This window comes from Streptomyces sp. NPDC019937, from assembly GCF_040631655.1.
Taxonomy (GTDB): domain Bacteria; phylum Actinomycetota; class Actinomycetes; order Streptomycetales; family Streptomycetaceae; genus Streptomyces.
Genome location: NZ_JBEYAL010000041.1, coordinates 1 through 17,268 on the forward strand (window position 1 = coordinate 1; position 17,268 = coordinate 17,268).

16 protein-coding genes are annotated in these 17,268 nt (G+C 72.0%); 7 read left to right on the plus strand and 9 right to left on the minus strand.

Annotation, left to right across the window (positions count from 1 at the left end; genetic code table 11):
- Positions 1-182: 182 nt before the first annotated feature.
- The 3 genes from ABZ562_RS32345 to ABZ562_RS32355 form a co-directional block, all read right to left on the minus strand.
- On the minus strand, positions 183-2,306 hold the full coding sequence (locus tag ABZ562_RS32345) for an FUSC family protein (protein WP_361486483.1): 2,124 nt from the start codon (positions 2,304-2,306) through the stop codon (positions 183-185).
- Positions 2,307-2,335: 29 nt separating this feature from the next.
- On the minus strand, positions 2,336-3,844 hold the full coding sequence (locus ABZ562_RS32350; protein WP_361486486.1) for an alpha-N-arabinofuranosidase: 1,509 nt from the start codon (positions 3,842-3,844) through the stop codon (positions 2,336-2,338).
- Between the two features lie 119 nt (positions 3,845-3,963).
- Positions 3,964-4,935, minus strand: coding sequence for an arabinan endo-1,5-alpha-L-arabinosidase (locus ABZ562_RS32355; RefSeq protein WP_361486488.1), 972 nt, complete (start codon positions 4,933-4,935; stop codon positions 3,964-3,966).
- Positions 4,936-5,062: 127 nt separating this feature from the next.
- Between ABZ562_RS32355 and ABZ562_RS32360 the strand changes: the two genes are divergently transcribed.
- The 4 genes from ABZ562_RS32360 (at position 5,063) to ABZ562_RS32375 (ending at position 9,487) form a co-directional block, all read left to right on the plus strand.
- The gene (locus ABZ562_RS32360) at positions 5,063-6,454 is read left to right on the plus strand and encodes a glycoside hydrolase (protein WP_361486491.1); all 1,392 of its coding nucleotides are present in this window, start codon (positions 5,063-5,065) and stop codon (positions 6,452-6,454) included.
- Between the two features lie 85 nt (positions 6,455-6,539).
- The gene (locus ABZ562_RS32365) at positions 6,540-7,127 is read left to right on the plus strand and encodes a GNAT family N-acetyltransferase (protein ID WP_361486493.1); all 588 of its coding nucleotides are present in this window, start codon (positions 6,540-6,542) and stop codon (positions 7,125-7,127) included.
- Positions 7,128-7,172: 45 nt separating this feature from the next.
- Positions 7,173-8,186 (plus strand): hypothetical protein, encoded by a 1,014-nt coding sequence (locus ABZ562_RS32370; protein ID WP_361486496.1) that lies wholly within the window; start codon positions 7,173-7,175, stop codon positions 8,184-8,186.
- Positions 8,183-9,487 carry an MFS transporter gene (locus ABZ562_RS32375; protein ID WP_361486499.1) on the plus strand — a complete coding sequence of 435 codons (1,305 nt, stop codon included), beginning with the start codon at positions 8,183-8,185 and terminating at the stop codon, positions 9,485-9,487. The genes ABZ562_RS32370 and ABZ562_RS32375 overlap by 4 nt, the downstream gene beginning before the upstream one ends.
- A gap of 67 nt (positions 9,488-9,554) precedes the next feature.
- Here ABZ562_RS32375 and ABZ562_RS32380 read toward each other — a convergent pair whose 3' ends face one another.
- Complete coding sequence (locus ABZ562_RS32380) at positions 9,555-10,574, minus strand: NADP-dependent oxidoreductase (protein WP_361486501.1); 1,020 nt, start codon at positions 10,572-10,574, stop codon at positions 9,555-9,557.
- Positions 10,575-10,664: 90 nt separating this feature from the next.
- Between ABZ562_RS32380 and ABZ562_RS32385 the strand changes: the two genes are divergently transcribed.
- Positions 10,665-11,093 (plus strand): MarR family transcriptional regulator, encoded by a 429-nt coding sequence (locus ABZ562_RS32385; RefSeq protein WP_361486504.1) that lies wholly within the window; start codon positions 10,665-10,667, stop codon positions 11,091-11,093.
- A gap of 40 nt (positions 11,094-11,133) precedes the next feature.
- Here ABZ562_RS32385 and ABZ562_RS32390 read toward each other — a convergent pair whose 3' ends face one another.
- The 5 genes from ABZ562_RS32390 to ABZ562_RS32410 all read right to left on the minus strand — a co-directional run bounded on the left by ABZ562_RS32390 (position 11,134) and on the right by ABZ562_RS32410 (position 14,750).
- Complete coding sequence (locus ABZ562_RS32390; RefSeq protein WP_361486507.1) at positions 11,134-11,433, minus strand: hypothetical protein; 300 nt, start codon at positions 11,431-11,433, stop codon at positions 11,134-11,136.
- A 99-nt stretch (positions 11,434-11,532) separates the two neighbouring features.
- A complete protein-coding gene (locus ABZ562_RS32395; RefSeq protein ID WP_361486509.1) occupies positions 11,533-12,390 on the minus strand; it encodes an SMP-30/gluconolactonase/LRE family protein in 858 nt (285 codons plus the stop codon).
- Complete coding sequence (locus ABZ562_RS32400) at positions 12,387-13,166, minus strand: IclR family transcriptional regulator (protein ID WP_361486512.1); 780 nt, start codon at positions 13,164-13,166, stop codon at positions 12,387-12,389. The genes ABZ562_RS32395 and ABZ562_RS32400 overlap by 4 nt, the downstream gene beginning before the upstream one ends.
- A gap of 163 nt (positions 13,167-13,329) precedes the next feature.
- Positions 13,330-14,556, minus strand: coding sequence for a helix-turn-helix domain-containing protein (locus ABZ562_RS32405; RefSeq protein WP_361486514.1), 1,227 nt, complete (start codon positions 14,554-14,556; stop codon positions 13,330-13,332).
- A gap of 14 nt (positions 14,557-14,570) precedes the next feature.
- Positions 14,571-14,750, minus strand: coding sequence for a hypothetical protein (locus ABZ562_RS32410; RefSeq protein ID WP_361486517.1), 180 nt, complete (start codon positions 14,748-14,750; stop codon positions 14,571-14,573).
- Positions 14,751-14,905: 155 nt separating this feature from the next.
- Between ABZ562_RS32410 and ABZ562_RS32415 the strand changes: the two genes are divergently transcribed.
- Both ABZ562_RS32415 and ABZ562_RS32420 read left to right on the plus strand, forming a co-directional pair.
- A complete protein-coding gene (locus ABZ562_RS32415) occupies positions 14,906-15,967 on the plus strand; it encodes a DUF3068 domain-containing protein (RefSeq protein ID WP_361486519.1) in 1,062 nt (353 codons plus the stop codon).
- 106 nt (positions 15,968-16,073) lie between these two features.
- A complete protein-coding gene (locus tag ABZ562_RS32420) occupies positions 16,074-17,264 on the plus strand; it encodes a glycosyltransferase family 4 protein (protein ID WP_361486521.1) in 1,191 nt (396 codons plus the stop codon).
- Positions 17,265-17,268 lie beyond the last annotated feature (4 nt).

Here is a 17,268-nt window from a genome sequence, read left to right on the forward strand (position 1 = left end):
AGCGAGCGGCGTCTGGTGCAGGGGGCACCTCCCAGCGGTAGCTGGGGGAGGCTCGCAACCCGCGTGAGGAGAGCGCGGCGGCGCTGCGTGCGACGCCGCCGCCGCCGCGAGGCGCCGCCCGCCGCGGCAGCGGCTGATGTCACAGCGGCGTCGGGAGCCCGGCATGATCCACACGACACCCCCTACCGCGCCACGGCGTACGAGGAGCGCTCTGCGGCCGGGGACAGGCCGGTGGCGAACGTGTCGACGGCCAGAGCCGTGCGCAGGCAGAGGGTCAGGGCGCGGGCCCGGGCGTGGGCGATGCCGTCCGGGGAGCGGTGGTCGGTGAGATCGGTGAGCCCGCCGCGCCGGGCCGACTCGTCGAAGGACGCCCGCAAGGTGGCGTCCGGGATCGGGGCGCCGCTGTCCAGGGCGTCGGCGAGGGCGGTCAGCCGGGCGTCGAAGAGGGCCGCGATCTCGGCGGCCTCCGGCACGGCGTCGGCCTCGCCGCGCGGCTGCGCGGCGTACAGCTGCGACGCGCACCGGCTCAGCTCCGCGATCGACCGCTGGATGGACGCGATCTCGGCGGCGCTCCAGCGGGCGCGGTGGCCGCGCGGCTCGTGGCGGACCGCGGCGACCGCGGCGTCCAGCCGCTCGCGGGTGTGGCGGCTGCGGGAGCGCAGCGCGTCGATCTCCTCGTGCCGCACCACGCCCGGCTCGGTCAGCCCGCCGACCAGTACGTTCAGCAGCCGCCGCTGTACGTCCGTCCAGGCGGCGACCAGCGAGGACAGCCGGTCGTGGTGGTACGTGGGCAGGACGACGAAGACGAGGAGCCCGATCATCGCGCCGAGGAGGGTGTCCGCGGGGCGGCCCCAGGCGATGAGGTCGGGGGCCTTGCCCAGCCGGGTGATGAGGACGACGAGCCAGGCGGTGATGAAGAAGTTCAGCACCAGCTGGCCGACGCGCAGCGTGAGGAAGACGCACACGGCGAGCACCACCGCGGCGATGACCAGCCCGTCCGGGGTCCACCAGGCGGGCCGCAGGGCGGCCCAGGCGGCGAGCCCGCCGAGGATCGAGCCGATGGGGCGGGCCCAGCCGCGGGCGAAGGTGTGTCCGTAGTCGGGGAACAGCACCAGCATGGTGGTGAGCGCCGCCCAGAAGCCGTGGCCCGGCAGGCCGTGGCCCCAGAAGTCGCCGAGGGCGCGGCCCGCCGCCTCACCGGCCGTGGTGCCGATGACGACGCGCAGGGCGTGCGGGAACAGCGGGTCGCCGGGGCGCGCCGCGGACCACAGCCGCCGGAACCCGGCGCGGGCGGGGTGTTCGGCGGGAAACAGGTCCAGGACGGGGTGCGTGCCGCCGGGAGCCTCCGCGTCGGCCCACAGGCGGGCCAGCCGCCCGGCCTCCTCCAGTGGCGGCAGCAACTCCTCGGCGATCGGGCCGCGCCAGGTCTCCAGGGCCCGCGCGACGTCCGGTGCGAGGGGCTCCGGGCGGGAGGTGCGCAGGGCGCGCGCCACGGAGTCGAGCGCCGCGGCGATCTCCTCGCGGGGCGCCTTCGGGGTGTCGGACACGAGCAGCAGGGCGCGCCGGATCCGTTCGGCCTCGACGAGCAGTCCGTAGAGCGGTGCCGCGCCGGAGCGGGCGAAGCGCGGCAGCAGATCGAGCGCCCTGCGGGCGGCGGTGAAGGGCGCCGGGGCGGGGTAGCCGCCGGTCCCCTCGGTCCGCGCGTACGCCGCCAGCGAGGCGTAGAGCGCGGCCAGCGCCTTGCGCTGCGCGGGGTGGCGCCGCCCGTACGGGGGCAGCAGCTGCGCGGCGAGGGTCAGGGCCGCGCCCGCGGCCATCCAGCGCACCATCACGAGCCCCGCCTCGACGGTGGCGGCGAGGTCGGCGGTGATCAGGCAGCCGATGACGACGAGGCAGGCGCGGATGCCGGGCGCCACGCCCAGCGCCCGCCACAGACCGGCCAGGTACGCGAGGACCGCGAGGGCGATCAGGAAGTACCAGCCGGTCCGGTGCAGCCAGACACCGGCGAGGGCGGCGAGCGAGAAGCCCGCGCCGAACGCGAACGCGTTCACCGCCCGGTGCCGGACCGGCGCCAGCAGGGTGCCGATGCCGCAGATGAAGGTGCCCACCGTCATCATGACCCAGGCCAGCGGATCGCCGGTCAGGGCGCCGAGCACCGCCGCGGCGACGACCGCCAGGACCGCGCGTGCGATCGCGGCGGGCTCCGAGGACACCCGTTCCATGGTCAGCGCGGCCCGGAAGCTACGGCCGACCGCCGATGCCCACCCCTGTATCCCGTCCTGTATCTCGCGTCGCACCGTACTCATATAGGTGCACTATACAAGTTATTTGCGGCCTACCCCAAACGGATCATGTTCCAGGACATCGGCTCCAAGGTGGCGCGCAGCACGCCGTCTGCGAGCGCCGTGCCCCGGCCCGGGTGCGGGGTGACGCGCTCGGGCTCGGCCAGGGTGTTGCGGGCCTCCGGGTCGGCGTCGGCCAGCACGCTGTGCTCGACCACCCGGGCGGGCGCCATCCCGTGCAGCGCCACCTCCAGCGGGAGCGGCCGGTGCTGGTCGCGGTTGACGGCGAAGACGGTGACCTCGCCGGTCTCCTCGTTCCGCACGGCCGTGGCGTGCAGCAGCGGCACCTCGCCGTACCGCGCCGTCTCGTGCGCGGGGCTGTCGACCGCGACCTGGAGCACCCGGCCGCGACCGTACGCCGAGGCCTGGGCGAAGGGGAAGAAGGTGGTCTGGCGCCAGGCCGGGCCGCCCGGTTCGGTCAGGATCGGGGCGATGACGTTGACCAGCTGGGCGAGGCAGGCGACCGTCACGCGGTCGGCGTGGCGCAGCAGCGCGATGAGCAGCGAGCCGAAGACGACGGCGTCGGTGACGGAGTAGTTGTCCTCCAGCAGCCGCGGCGTCTCCTCCCAGTTGGGCGGCTCGGCGTTCGCGAAGCGGCTCTGGTACCAGACGTTCCACTCGTCGAAGGAGAGGTTGATCTTCTTCTTCGACTTCAGCCGGGCGCCCACGTGGTCGCAGGTGGCGACGACGTTCTCGATGAAGGACTCCATGTCGACGGCGGAGGCGAGGAAGGAGTCGCGGTCGCCGTCGTGCTCCTCGTAGTAGGCGTGCAGGGAGATGTAGTCGACCAGGTCGTAGGTGTGCTGGAGGACCGTGGCCTCCCAGGCGGCGAAGGTCGGCATGGCCTGGTTGGAGCTGCCGCAGGCGACGAGTTCGACCTCCGGGTCGATCTGGCGCATGGCGCGGGCGGTCTCGGCGGCCAGCCGGCCGTACTCCTCCGCGGTCTTGTGGCCGGTCTGCCAGGGGCCGTCCATCTCGTTGCCCAGACACCACAGCCGGATGGCGTACGGGTCCTTGTCGCCGTGGCCGACGCGGCGGTCGGACAGGGCGGTGCCGGACGGGTGGTTGGCGTATTCCTGCAGCTCCAGGGCCTCGGCGACGCCGCGCGTGCCGAGGTTGAGGGCCATCATGGGCTCGCCGCCGACCTTGCGGACGAAGTCGACGTACTCGGAGATCCCGAAGCGGTTGGTCTCGGTCGAGCGCCACGCGAGGTCCAGGCGGCGGGGGCGCTCGTCGGCGGGCCCTGTGCCGTCCTCCCACTTGTAGCCGGAGACGAAGTTGCCGCCGGGGTAGCGCAGAGCGGTGACGCCGAGTTCACGGATCAGCGCGAGGACGTCGGTGCGCAGCCCGGCCTCGTCGGCGGCGGGGTGGCCGGGCTCGTAGATCCCGGTGTAGACGCAGCGGCCGAGGTGTTCGACGAACGAGCCGAAGAGACGGGGGTCGACATCACCGACGGCGAAGGCGGGGTCGAGGGTGAACCGGGCGGGGGCGGTCGACTGCATGGCACGCCTCTCTACTGCTCTGTTCGATATGCCGGATAGGGATCGCATATCCGAACGAGACGGTAAGAGCTGGCCGCCCGGGCGTCAACGCCCCCGCCCAAGCCTCATGGCGCGGCGCCTCAGTACGCGGTCGGCCAGCCGCCACTCCAGCTCAGCAGGTTGACGCCGAGCTTGGCGGTGCCGCCCGCCTGGCCGTCGTAGTAGTGGTAGACGAGCAGGTCGCCGTCGCTGTCGCTCATGATCGACTGCCCGCCGGGGCCGATGTAGCGGCCGTGGGACTCCAGGACCGGGGAGCCGCCGTTGTTCATCATGTTCACCCCGTTCTTGTCGTAGTACGGCCCGGTGGGCTTGGTGGCGCGGCCGACCTTGATCTTGTACGTGGAGCCGGTGCCCGCGCAGCAGGTGTCGTACGACGCGAACAGGTAGTAGGAGCCGTTGCGCTTGACGACGGACGGACCCTCGACCGCCTTGGTGCCGGTGGGCCGGGAGGCGATGCCGTAGACGGTCCTGTCGCCCGTGTACTGCTTGCCGGTGGAGGGGTCGAGGCGGATCATCTTCAGCCCCGACCACCACGAGCCGAAGGCCAGCCACCACTTCCCGTCGTCGTCCACGAAGAGGTTCGGGTCGATGGCGTTGTAGTCGCTGCTGCCGGTCGTGGAGTGGACGATGCCGTGGTCGGTCCAGGTGCCGGCCCGGCCGCTGGGCGACGTGGCGAAGCCGATGGCGGACGTGCTGGAGCCGAAGGACGAGACGGCGTAGTACATCAAGTACGTGCCGCCGTGGTACGAGATGTCCGGGGCCCAGGGGTCGTTGCCCGGGGAGTACGTCTTCCACCAGGACGGCGGGGAGTTGAAGGCGTTCCCGGAGCGGCTGAAGGCGATCCGGTCGGTGGAGGTGCGGGCCTCCAGACCGCCGTGGGTGGAGTAGAGCAGATAGGTGCCGTCGGCGGCGCGGAGCATCGTCGGGTCGTGGACGGCGATGTCGCCCGTCACCCGGCCCGGGTTGGGATAGGCGGAGGCGCTGGCCGGGAGCAGGGCGAGCAGGAGTGCGGCGGGCAGGGCGAGCCATCTGGTGCGCTGACGCGTTGTCATGCGGCGGTTGTCCTCTCGTGTGCCGTGTGTGTGCTCACTCTTGACCGGGGTGGGGGCCGCCTCTAGCGTGCGGCCGACGTTACGGAAACGTTCCGGAAGTTTTCGGAGCCTGGGAAGGGAAGTTTTCGTGATCAAGACGGTCCGTACCGCTCTCGTCGGCGCGCTCGCCGCCGCCCTGATCCCTCTGGCCACACCGTCCGCCGCCGCTGAGCAACCTTCCACCCCCGGCGCGGATTTCGGAAGACCCCTCCAGCCGATCGACGGCTTCGGCTTCTCGGAGGCCTTCCAGCGCGCCGATCTGATGCGGGGCGCGGGCGGGCTCACCCCCGAACACCGGCGGGAGGTGCTGGACCTGCTGCTCAACCGGCGCACCGGCGCGGGGCTCAGCATCCTGCGGCTCGGCATCGGCTCGTCCTCGGACGAGGTCTACGACCACATGAAGTCCATCCAGCCCACCGACCCCGGCGGCCCGGACGCCCCGCCGGCCTACGAGTGGGACGGCAAGGACGGTGGCCAGGTGTGGCTGGCCAAGGAGGCGAAACGGTACGGCGTGCAGCGCTTCTACGCCGACGCCTGGAGCGCGCCCGGCTACATGAAGACGAACGGAACGGACGGAGGCGGAGGCACGCTGAAGCCGGAATGGCGGCGCGCCTACGCCGACTACCTGGTGCAGTACGCGAAGTTCTACCGCCAGGAGGGCATCCGGATCACCGACCTCGGCTTCACCAACGAGCCGGACCTCACCACGTCCTACGCCTCCATGCGGTTCACGCCGAAGGAGGCGGCCGAGACCGTGAAGGCGCTCGGCCCGGCGGTCCGGCGCGCGGGGATCAACCTGGTGTGCTGCGACGCGGCCGGATGGGACCAGCAGGCCGAGTACAGCGCGGCGATCGAGGCGGACCCGCAGGCGTCGCGGTACGTCGGCACGCACACCGGACACCCGTACGTCACGCCCTCGGACCAGCCGCTGCCGACGACCCGGCGCACCTGGATGTCCGAGTGGAGCCCCAACGGCACGACGTGGAACGAGGCGTGGGACGACGACAGTGAGTACGACGGGCTCGCTGTCGCCGAGGCGATCCACACCACGCTCGCGGACGCGCGGGCCAGCGCGTACGTGTACTGGTTCGGCGCCTCGGTGGGGGCGACGCGGGGGCTGATCCAGCTCGACGGCGCGGACTACCACGTCTCGAAGCGGCTGTGGGCGCTCGCCGCGTACAGCCGCTTCGTACGGCCGGGAGCGGTGCGGGTGGCGGCGTCGGCCGGGGCGGCCGCCGCGGACGGCGTGAAGGTAACGGCCTTCCGGAACCGGGACGGGAGCCGGGTGCTGGAGATCCTGAACACCGGCCGGGAGGCGGTCCGTACGGAGTTCGTGGTGGGCGGCGGACGAGGCCGCGGCGCGGTGTACCGGACGGACGAGACGCATGCGCTGAGCCGGGTCGGCGCGGCGGTGGTGCGGGGCGGCGCGCTGGACGCGGAGCTTCCGCCGCGCGCCCTGACGACGGTGGTCCTGCCGTGATGTGCCGCCCGGCCTGACGTTCCGGGGATTTTTGCGTTAGGCGTTCGTTAGCGGTGCGTCAGCGCCCGGGCCGTAAATTGTCCGCGTGAACTTCCAAGAGAAGCTTGAGGACGCCCGTCGACGTTTTTTCCCGATACGCCTTCCGGGGAAGAATAGCGGCGCCGGCCTCTGCGTTGATGAAGCGACCTTCCGCGAAGCGGTAACGGAGATATACGCCGACGTCTTCCCCGAACGGGACGCCTACCCGTACAACCCGAAGTCCCCCGAACTCGTCCAGGAATACAGCGGGCTCCATGCGGAGCGCATCCTCATCGAGAACTCGGAAGGGAAGGTGGTGGGCTGGCTGAAGGGCAGGATGGAAGACCCCACCACCTTCTACCTGGGCACGAGCGGACTCCTGCCGGAGTACCGGGTGCAGCGCCTCGCGGCCCTGGTCTACTCCAGGCTGCTGGAGTACCTGGAGGACCTGGGCTACGAGCGGGTGACCTCACAGCACCATCCGCACAACCGCGCCGCCATGATCCTCCAGCTCAAGTACGGCTTCGCCTTCGAGGGCATGAGCCTGGACGAGCGGTGGGGACCGATGGTGAAGATGGTCTACTTCTTCGACGGCGACCGCCGTGCGGAATTCGAGAGGCGATTCGGGTTCGAGCAGTACCCGAAGGGGCCGTGATCCCGGCATGCCCCCGTTACCGCTCGCCATCTCATCGAGGACACCGTGCACGTAACCTATCTGCTCGCCACCGGCAGCAACTCCATCTACGACGGAAAGCATGACCAAGGCGGCCGCTATCACACCTACGGTCAGCACAGCTTCGTCCTGGATCTGATCGGGGTCATGAGCAAGGACGGGCACGAGGTCCGTCTCGTGGTCGACGACCTCCGCAGATTCGCGCTCACCTCGCAGGTCCGGAAACTGGACTCCGTGTCCGTATCCGTGACGGACGAGATCGGCCCTTCGGACAAGACCGACCTTCTCCTGGTCGACGAGGTGTCCGACGAGATGCTGCGCCTGTTCCCCGATGACATCCCCGCGTTCAGGATCGTCCATCACGCCGGCCGCCGCTCCTCCGATTACCTGGTGTCGCGCTGTTCGCGCTTCCTCTGCATGACGGAGAACGCCCTCGCCCTGCAACAGGCGTACCTGCCACCGGGCCGGGCGGTGCTCGCCCACCAGGGCGTGGACCTGGACCGCTTCCCCGCGATCTGGGACAAGAGCCGGGCGGCCAGGCCGCGCGTCCTGGTCTACGGCCGGATGGATTCGGGGCGTGAGGCGGTCATGGGCACGGTCATGGAGCACCTGGACCGGGAAAGGCTCCTCGTGTACGCGGCGGGTGACGGACCGGGGTTCTGGGACATCAGCGACCGCTTCGGCAGCGAGATCATCCTCATCAACCACGTGCCGTGCCCCTCGATACCGAACCTGCTGGCGGAGATGGATGTCGTCATCTCACTCGGCCGAGGCGCGATGGAGGCCATGGCGACCGGCATACCCACCCTCTGCGCGGGCTACGGCTACGCCGGTCTGATCACGGAGGACACCATAGGTTCCCTCCTGCGGTACAACCTCACCGGCGCGTACAGCGATGGCGACGCCGCGTCCGTCATGGAGGACGTCCACGCCGCCTTGCGCAGCGATCGCCGAGCCGTCCGGAAGCTCGCCGAGACCCACCTGTCGGCCGGCGCCTTCGCCCACCGCGTAGGCGAGTTGTACGCGCGGGCCACCGGATGACGGACAGCCGGCCGCCGGGACTCTTCGGCGCCCGCAACCCCCGGTTCTACTTCGTCGGACAGGTCGTCTCCCAGGTCGGCACCAATATGCAGATCGTGGCGCTGGGCTGGTTCACCTACCAGCTCAGCCGCGACGAGCTGGTTCTCGGTATCGTCACCGCGGCACCGATTCTCACGATGCTTCTGATCGGCCCGGTCGGAGGCCTGGTCGCGGATCGCTTCCCCGCCCGCCGGGTGCTGCTGTGCACCCATGCCCTGCTCGCGCTCTTCGCGCTGGCCCTGGGGCTGCTGGCCGAACACGGCTCGATCGCGGTGTGGCAGCTCATCGTCAGCGCCCTGTGCGTGGGGGCCGTGAACGCGATCGGCCTGCCCACGGCACAGGTGTTCGTCTCGGAGATCGCCGGAGACGCGATGCTCCGGCAGGCGGTCACCCTCAACAACGTGATCCTGGATCTGTCGCTGATCGTCGGGTCGGCGGCGGTGGGACCCGTGATGGCCATGATGGGGCTGGGCGGGGTGATCCTGCTGAACGCCGCGTCCTATCTGACGGTCGTCGTGGCCCTGCTCCTGGTCCGCCCGGCGGAGCTGCACACCCGCCGGCAGGCGCCGAAGGACCGCACCCAGTTGTGGCGGGCGTGGGTGTACCTGTGGGCCCGGCCCGGTCTCGCGCTCCTGATCGTCATCATCGCCACGGTGGGCGTGTTCGGAACCAGCCTGCCCTCACTGCTGCTCCTGCTCACCTCGAGCGAACTGAACGAGGAGGCGGGCGCCTACGGTGTGCTGCTCGCCGTGATCTCCGTGGGATCGCTGTTGGGCGCCTGGATGATGTGGCGCGCCAAGGTCGTCCTGGGCACGGTCCTCGCGGGCAGCGTTCTCCTGGGCGTTCTGGAGATCGTCACCTCGGTCATGCCCACGGTGGTCACGCTCGGCCTGGTGCTCCTTCCGCTCGGCATGGTGTCCCTCGTCCTCCGGGCGGGGCTGCTCAGCCTGGCGCAGCTCCAGACGAGGCCGGATTACCGCGGCCGCGTCATGGCCATCTTCCAGCTGGTCTACCGCTCCGGCTGGCTGCTGGGCACCCTGCTGACCAGTTGGCTGGCCGGAGTGCTGGGTCCACGGCCCGTGATCGGTCTCGGCGGGGCCGGTGTCACCCTCGGCGTGGCGCTGATCATCATGATCATGGTGACCTTCGGGGTCATGTCGGTCTCCTTCACCGCGGCCCGCCCTCCGCGGCTCCACGTCGAACTCCCGCAGCCGCCCGAGGGCCGCCATCGGCGCCGCCCCCGCCACGCGATAGCCGACTGAGGCGGGGGCGTTCGCCGCCTCGTGGCGCGACGAACGCCCCCGCCTCAGCGCTGCGGGGACCCGGTCCTCAGTCCTCGAAGGCGACGATCATCTTGCCGATGTTCTCGCCGCGGAGCATGCCGAGGAAGGCGTCCACCGCGTTGTCCACGCCCTTGACGACGGTCTCGCGGTAGTGCAGCTTGCCCTCCCGCACCCAGGCGCCGACCTCCTCGAAGAACTGCGGCTGGAGGTGGTTGTGGTCATTGACCAGCATGCCCTGCATGCGCAGCCGCTTGCCGATGACGAGCGCGAGGTTGCGCGGGGCGGCGGGCGGCTCGGTCACGTTGTACTGCGCGATCATGCCGCAGACGGTGATGCGGCCGTGCACCTTGAGGCTGCCGAGGGCGGCCTCCAGGTGCTCACCGCCGACGTTGTCGAAGTAGACGTCGATGCCGTCGGGGGCGGCCTCCCTCAGCTGCTCGGCCACGGGTCCGTTCTTGTAGTTGAACGCCGCGTCGAAGCCGTACTCGTCGAGCAGCAGCCGCACCTTCTCGTCCGAGCCCGCGCTGCCGATGACCCGCGAGGCGCCCTTGAGCTTGGCGATCTGGCCGACCTCGCTGCCGACCGCGCCCGCCGCGCCGGAGACGAACACCGCGTCGCCCTCCTTGAACGACGCGACCTCCAGCAGGCCCGAGTAGGCGGTGAGGCCCGTCATGCCGAGCACACCGAGGTACGCGGTGAGCGGGGCGACCTGCGGGTCCGCCTTCACCGCGCGCTTGCCGTCCACCACCGCGTACTCGCGCCAGCCGCTGAAGTGCAGGACGTGGTCGCCGACCGCGAGGCCGTCCGCGTTCGAGGCGATCACCTGGCCGATCGCGCCGCCCTCCATCGGCTGGTCCAGCTGGAACGGCGGCACATACGACTTCACGTCGTTCATCCGCCCGCGCATGTACGGGTCCACCGACATGTACAGGTTGCGGACCAGCACCTGGCCCGGGCCCGGCTCGGCCACCGGAACCTCGCGCAGCGCGAAGTCCTCCGGCTTCGGCCAGCCCTCGGGGCGGGCGACGAGGTGCCATTCACGGCCGGTGGCGGGGATCGCGGACATGGAAGTGCCTCCTCTTAATTACTTCACTACCTGAAACAATCATGGGACTCGATATTTCATGTTGTCAAGCAAACGGGTAGCCTGAGAGGCATGACGTCGCCCATGGACCCGCTGACCCTCGAGGTCGTCGAGCTGATCGGCACCATCGTCGCCCGCTATCACGAGGAGTACGAGGAAGCCGCTGCCAAGCATGCCCTCACCGGCGCCCAGGCGCGCGTCCTCGGCCTGCTCTCCCGGGGACCGACGCCCATGCGGCGCATAGCGCAGCAGCTCAAGTGCGAGCCGTCGAACGTCACCGGGATCGTGGACCGTCTCGAAGCCCGCGGCCTCGCCGAGCGCCGCCTCGACCCCGCCGACCGCCGCGTCAAGCTCGCCGCCGCCACGGAGGCGGGCCGCGAGACCGCCGAGCGGCTGCGCGGCTCCCTGGACTTCGCCCGCGAGCCGCTGGCCGGACTGTCGGCGCAGGAGCGGACGGTGCTGCGGGACCTGCTGCAGCGCATGGTGTGCGTCACGCCGTAGTCGTTCACGCGCCCGGGGCGGAGCCCCCGTGGCGCTCCGGTCAGGCGCACCACCACAGGAAACGGGTGCAGGTCGGCGACGGGCCGGGGGTCGGGGCCACCGGGGAGGGCGGGGGCGGGTGCGTGGGGTCCGCCGCCGGGCGCTCGGGCCGCTCCGGGGACGGCTTCGGCGCCGGGGCGCGCCAGTAGCCCTCGGTGGCCAGCTCCGCCACGAAGACCGCGGCGAGCACAGGGCCCAGCACCGCGGCCAGGATCAGCACGCGGCGGCCCCGCCCCCGGCGGGCGCGGCGGCCGCGGGTGCGGGGCTTCGGCTTTCGGCGGGAGGTGCGCGGATCGTTCATTTCGCCGGTGAGGTTATGTGACCTGCCCGGAGCGCGGGGGCCGCCGACTGTGAGGATCTTGTGCGGAGAGCCGTCGGGTCCGGCGGTGTACGACCCCGCTCAGCCCGCGAACGCCGGCTGCGCCAGCCCGCTCCCCGCGTCCGGGATGACCAGCACCGACCCCGCCAGCGGCGGGGCGGCGGCGCCGAGGCCGACGCGGGCGGAGGACACGTACAGATCGCTGAGTCCGGCGCCGCCGAAGGCGCATGCGGTGGGGCGGGGGAAGGGCAGCGGGATCACCCGATCGAGTGTGCCGTCGGGGGTGTAGCGGCGGACCGCGCCGCCGTCCCAGAGGGCGACCCACACACACCCGTCGGCGTCCACGCACAGCCCGTCCGGGAAGCCCGCGCCGTCCTCGATGTGGGCGAGGGGGCGGCGGCCGGTGACGCCCTCTCCCGTGACGTCGAAGACATCGACGCGGCGGGTCGGGGAGTCGACGTAGTACATGAGGCGGCCGTCCGGGCTCCAGCCGGTGCCGTTGCTGACCGCCACGTCCGGCAGGATCTCCGCCACGGAGCCGTCGGAGCCGATACGGGACAGGGTGCCGCCGCCCGCCGCCTCGTCGTAGCGCATCGTGCCCGCCCACAGCGAACCGTCCGGGGCGACGGCCGCGTCGTTGCCCCGGCGGCCGGGGACGGCGTCCCGGACCAGCCAGCGGAAGCCGTTCGCGGCGGAGTCGTACAGCCCGATGCCGTCGCGCAGGTTGACCACCAGACCGCCGCCCGCCCGTGGCTTCGCCGCGCCGACGTGCTGCTCGGTGGCCAGGGTGGTGTGCCGCCCGGTGGCCGGATCGTAGGTGTGGACACGGGCGGAGAGGATGTCCACCCAGATCAGCCGCCCGGCCGCCGGGTCCCAGGTCGGGCCCTCGCCCAGCTCGGCGGTCGCCCGGACCGCCACGTCCCATGTCCGGCCGCTCATACGCCGCGTCCCCTCCGGTGTCCGAGGCGGACGGACAGCTCGCCCGCGCCCTTGGCCGCCAGTTCCTCCAGCTCCGTCTGGCGCTCCTCGCTCCAGCGGATCGTCGGCACCGAGATGGACAGCGCCGCCACCACCTTGCCCGCCGAGTCCCGCACCGGCGCGGCCACGCAGCTCACATCGGGGTTGGACTCCTGCCGCTCGACCGCGACGCCGCGCTCCCGCACGGCGGCCAGGTGGCGGCGCAGCTCGGCCGGGGACGTGATGCTGTTGTCCGTCATGGCGACCAGCGGCCGGTCCTCGGGGAACCGGGCGGTCAGCTCGTCCTCCGGGAGGGAGGCGAGCAGCATCTTGCCGACCGAGGTGCAGTGCGCAGGCAGCCTGCGGCCCGCGGCGGAGACCATGCGCACGGCGTGGGTGGAGTCGACCTTGGCGATGTAGATGACGTCCGTGCCCTCCAGAATGGCCACATGGACGGTCTCGTCACAGGTCTCGGCGACGCTCCGGGCCACCTGCCGGCCCTCGGCGGCCAGGTCGAGCTGTTCCGCGTACCGGCTGCCGAGCTGGTACGGGCGCACACCGAGCCGGTAGCGGCCGGGCTGGTCGGGCACATGGACCAGATAGGAGCGAGCGGCCAGAGTGGTCACCAGCTCATGGACGGTGGTCCGGGGCAGTCCGAGCCGGCGGGTGATCTCGGGGGCGGAGAGTGTGCCGTCGCCGTCGAGGAACAGCTCGAGAATGTCCAGAGCCCGGGTCACCGCGGGCACGAGGCGTCCCATGTGGTTCGCCCACCCCTTCTGGTCCAGATGGCAAGTGTTCGAGATTCCGGCCGCTGGCCGGTATCGCGAACACAGATTACGCGTAGGCCACTTCCTCCGGCAATGGTTGCGCAAAGACCCTGAAGATCACTGACAAGACTGCCAGGGTCCCGGCCGCCATCCGCTAGGGGGTGGGCGGCAGCAGGTCGCCGCGGAGCCGCCGCGCCCGCAGCACCAGCTCCAGCTCGAAGCGGCGGTCCGGATCCTCCACCTCCTCGCCCCACAGCTCCCTGATCTGGCGGAGCCGATAGCGCACGGTCTGCGGATGCACCCCCAGCCGGTCCGCGATCTCCGGCGCGCCGCCCCGCGTCTCCAGCCACGCCAGCAGCGTCTCGGCGAGGCGACGGCCCTGGGCGGGGCCGCACCCGGCGAGCGGGGCGAGACGGCGGCGGGCCAGGGCGTCGATCAGCTCCTCCGGGGGCAGCAGCACCAGCGCCTCGGTGTGCTCGGTGCAGTGCAGCACCTCCCCGGCGGGCAGCAGCCCGCGCTCCATCAGCCGGACCGCGGCCGCCGCCCAGCGCAGCGACTTGGCGGCCTCGGCGAGCGGTACGGGCGGGCCGACCGCGCCCGACCACCCGGCGGTGGCGCGGCGCAGCAGGTCGGGGCGGCCCGCCTCCTCGGGGTCGGGGAGCACCATGCGCGGCTGTTCGCACTCCATGTCGAGGAGGACGTCCCGGCCCACGGCGGGGGCCAGCGCCTCGCGCGCGGGGCGCAGCAGTACGGCGACGGCGACCCGCTCGGGCAGCGGCCAGCCGATGCGGGCGGCCCGTTCGGCGAGGGCGTCGGCGTCGTCGGGGCTCTTGCGGGGGCGTTCGGTGAGGAGCAGGTCGAGCAGTCGGCGCTGGAGCCGCAGCCGCTCCCCCGCCTGGCGCGCGGCGGCCTCGGCGTAGCCGCGCATGGACTCGGCGACCAGCCCGTCCAGATACTCGAAGCCGGACTCGGCGAGTTCGTACATGGCGGGCGCGGGGATCTCGACCTGCTGGCCGATCTCGGCGAGGCGGCGCCAGGCGAGCCGTACGCCGAGCCGGTACATGGCCTGGAGGGAGTCGAGGCTGCGGCCGTGCTGCACCTGGCCGCGGCCGAACTCCTGGAAGACCTGGGGGTGTTCGCGGGGGCCGCCGGAGCCGTCCGACACGTAGCCGACGAAGTGTTCGAGGGCGCGCCGGATGCCCACCAGCGCCACCGGTTCGCCGCTCTCGTCCGGGACGATGGTCAGGTTCGGGTACTCGCGGCGGATCTCGCGGAAGATGTCCTCGGCGAGGACCGGCACCTCGTCCAGGGCGAGCCGGGCGAAGTGGCGCACCCGCGACCGGGGCACCTCCCGCCAGGCGGAACGCAACGGCGATGCCATCCCCGTCCCTCCCCCTACCGCTTCTCCGCCGGGGTCGCGGGGGAGGCCGGATGCGACGAGGTCGGGAAGGTGACGAGGGGGACGTTCGGCTGGTCGGGGGTGGCGCCCAGCAGGGCGACGATGCCGAACGCGGCGCCGACCGCGAGGGCGGCGGACAGGACGCAGGTCACGGCGGCGGCGAGCAGTCTGGGCATGGCGCGGTGAGCCCCTTCCGTATGACGTGCGCACCGGCCCGGTCCGGCAACTCACCAGCATGGAAGGAGGATTGACACTCCGTCAACCCTGCGCTTACGGTCCCGCCTCAAGACTCGCCGGTCATATCCGGCCGCATCGAGACGGAGTGCCTGCCATGCGCCGCTCGGTACCACCCACTTCACCCGTTTTCTGGCCGCTGTCGCTGGTCCCGCTCGGGCTCGGCGTCTTCCTGCTCGTCCTCGCACCCCTGCTGACCTGGTACGTCGAACCGCGTGCGAAACGCACCCCGATCGACACCGATGTGACCACGGTGTTCACCGGACGGGGCAGCTACTTCGACACGGACGACGTCAAGGAGCGGCGGGGGCAGAAGCTGACCATCACCCGCCGGGTGCTGGGCGACGTCCACGACAGCGACCGCACGGGCCGCGCCGTCTGGGACGTGTCGACGACGGTCGACACCCCGCGCACCCTGCCGCTGCGGGATCCGCGCCGGGCCTTCCAGTGGAAGACCGAGCGCTGGGTCACCGACCGCCGCACCAACGAGCCGGTGCACTGCTGCGGCGAGGCGCCGGGCCCGTTCGAGGGGGACGCGTACCTGAAGTTCCCGTTCGATCTGAAGAAGCGGACGTACCGCTGGTGGGACAGCACGCTGGGCGACACCGTCCCGCTCCGCTTCGCCGGGACCGCGAAGATCCAGGGGTACGAGGGCTACCGCTTCACCGGCACCGTGCGGCCCACCAGGACCGGCACCCGCCAGGTGCCCGGGCGGCTGGTCGGGCGGGCGAAGCAGGGCCAGGTGCAGGCCGAGGAGTGGTACGCCAACACCGGCATCGAGCTGGTGGCCGACCGCCGCACCGGCCGGATCATCTACGCCGGGATCTCGCCCAAGGTCACCCTGCGCGCGCCCGGCGGCCACCGGGACCGGGTGACGCTGCTGCGCGGCGAGGGGCTGGCGTTCACCGAGGCCACGCAAGCCGGCCAGGTGAAGCTGGCCAGGGACGACAACCGCAGGCTGAAGCTGGTCGGCGAGACGGCGCCACTAGCCGCGGGGATCGCCGGGGCGGTGCTGACCGTGGCGGGCGTGGTGCTGATGGTGCGGGGGAGGCGGCCACGCGTGAGTGATACTGCGCAAGGTGATGAAGCGTCAGCTTCCGGGGGCGGTCAATTTGTCACGCCGGTGAGTAGCCGGGGCGAACGAGGAAGCGAAAACTGACCACCCCACGAGCATCACGCCATCGCACACCCCCGGTTCGGCACGTCTCCTCCCGCAGTCTTCCCACGAAGTCTCCGCACCCTGAGGCGAGTTGGAGCACCCCGCCATGCCCCAGCCGTTACGACCGTCCCCCGCCGCGACCCATGAATCCACCGCGGAGGCCATCGCGCCGCTGCCGCGCCGGATCGTCTTCCTCGCCCGCCGCGACCTCGGCAATCCGGCGGCCGGTGGCTCCGAGCTGCTGGTGGACCGGATCGCCGAGGGGCTGACCGCCCACGGCCACCAGGTCACCGTGGTGTGCGGCGGACCCGCCCACGCCCGCGGCTACCAGGTGGTGTCCGCGGGCGGCAACGGGCGCGCCCTCGGCGAGCTGGGCCACTTCCTGCGCGCCCCGCACACCCTCGCCCACCGGGTCGGCCCCTGCGACCTGCTGGTCGAGGTGTGCAACGGGCTGCCCTACCTCGCCCCGCTGTGGCATCGCGGCCCCACCCTGTGCCTGGTCAACCACGTGCACACCGACCTGTGGAAGCTGCGCTTCCGGGGCCCGGCCGCCCGGCTCGGCAGGCGCCTCGAACACTGGGCGCTCACCGGCACCCACCGCGGCAACCTCATGGTGGCCGTCTCCGACTCCACCGCCGCCGGCCTACGCTCCCTCGGCGTGGACCGGACCCGGATCCGGGTGGTGCACAACGGCGTCGAGGAACCCGGTCCCCTGCTGCCCACCTCCCGTGAGCCGCTGTTCCTCGCGATGGGGCGGCTGGTCGAGTACAAGCGCGTCGACTTGCTGCTGCGGCTGTGGGAGCGGGTGCGGCCGGTCACCGGCGGACGGCTCGTCATCGTCGGCGACGGCCCCGAACGGGCTCGGCTGGAGGCGATGGCCGGTCCCGGGGTCACCTTCGCCGGCCATGTCACCGAGGAGGAGAAGCACCGGCTGCTGTGCCAGGCGTGGCTGCTGCTGCACCCCTCCCTCATCGAGGGCTGGGGCCTGGTGGTGATGGAGGCGGCCACCCGGGGCACGCCCACGCTCGGCTTCGACATCCCCGGGCTGCGGGACTCCGTCGATGACGGGGTGACGGGTGTGCTGGCGCGCGGCGAGAGTTCGTTCGCCGCCGCCTGGTGCGCGCTCGCGCTCGGCCCGGAGCGGCGCGACGCGCTGGGCCGGGCGGCGCGGCTGCGCGCGGAGCGGTTCCGGTGGAGCGCGACGGTGCGGGGCTTCCGGGCCGTCGCCGCCGAGGCGTATCTGTCGGAGCCACCGCCGCTCCCCGCTGTCGCGTCGTCGCCCGGACCCTGGCGGTGAGCGG

Bases quoted from the DNA above. Each gene is read 5' to 3' on its own strand.
- ABZ562_RS32345 (WP_361486483.1), bottom strand. From the start codon at position 2,306: ATGAGTACGGTGCGACGCGAGATACAGGACGGGATACAGGGGTGGGCA.
- ABZ562_RS32350 (WP_361486486.1), bottom strand. From the start codon at position 3,844: ATGCAGTCGACCGCCCCCGCCCGGTTCACCCTCGACCCCGCCTTCGCC.
- ABZ562_RS32355 (WP_361486488.1), bottom strand. From the start codon at position 4,935: ATGACAACGCGTCAGCGCACCAGATGGCTCGCCCTGCCCGCCGCACTC.
- ABZ562_RS32375 (WP_361486499.1), top strand. From the start codon at position 8,183: ATGACGGACAGCCGGCCGCCGGGACTCTTCGGCGCCCGCAACCCCCGG.
- ABZ562_RS32380 (WP_361486501.1), bottom strand. From the start codon at position 10,574: ATGTCCGCGATCCCCGCCACCGGCCGTGAATGGCACCTCGTCGCCCGC.
- ABZ562_RS32385 (WP_361486504.1), top strand. From the start codon at position 10,665: ATGACGTCGCCCATGGACCCGCTGACCCTCGAGGTCGTCGAGCTGATC.
- ABZ562_RS32390 (WP_361486507.1), bottom strand. From the start codon at position 11,433: ATGAACGATCCGCGCACCTCCCGCCGAAAGCCGAAGCCCCGCACCCGC.
- ABZ562_RS32395 (WP_361486509.1), bottom strand. From the start codon at position 12,390: ATGAGCGGCCGGACATGGGACGTGGCGGTCCGGGCGACCGCCGAGCTG.
- ABZ562_RS32400 (WP_361486512.1), bottom strand. From the start codon at position 13,166: ATGGGACGCCTCGTGCCCGCGGTGACCCGGGCTCTGGACATTCTCGAG.
- ABZ562_RS32405 (WP_361486514.1), bottom strand. From the start codon at position 14,556: ATGGCATCGCCGTTGCGTTCCGCCTGGCGGGAGGTGCCCCGGTCGCGG.
- ABZ562_RS32410 (WP_361486517.1), bottom strand. From the start codon at position 14,750: ATGCCCAGACTGCTCGCCGCCGCCGTGACCTGCGTCCTGTCCGCCGCC.
- ABZ562_RS32415 (WP_361486519.1), top strand. From the start codon at position 14,906: ATGCGCCGCTCGGTACCACCCACTTCACCCGTTTTCTGGCCGCTGTCG.
- ABZ562_RS32420 (WP_361486521.1), top strand. From the start codon at position 16,074: ATGCCCCAGCCGTTACGACCGTCCCCCGCCGCGACCCATGAATCCACC.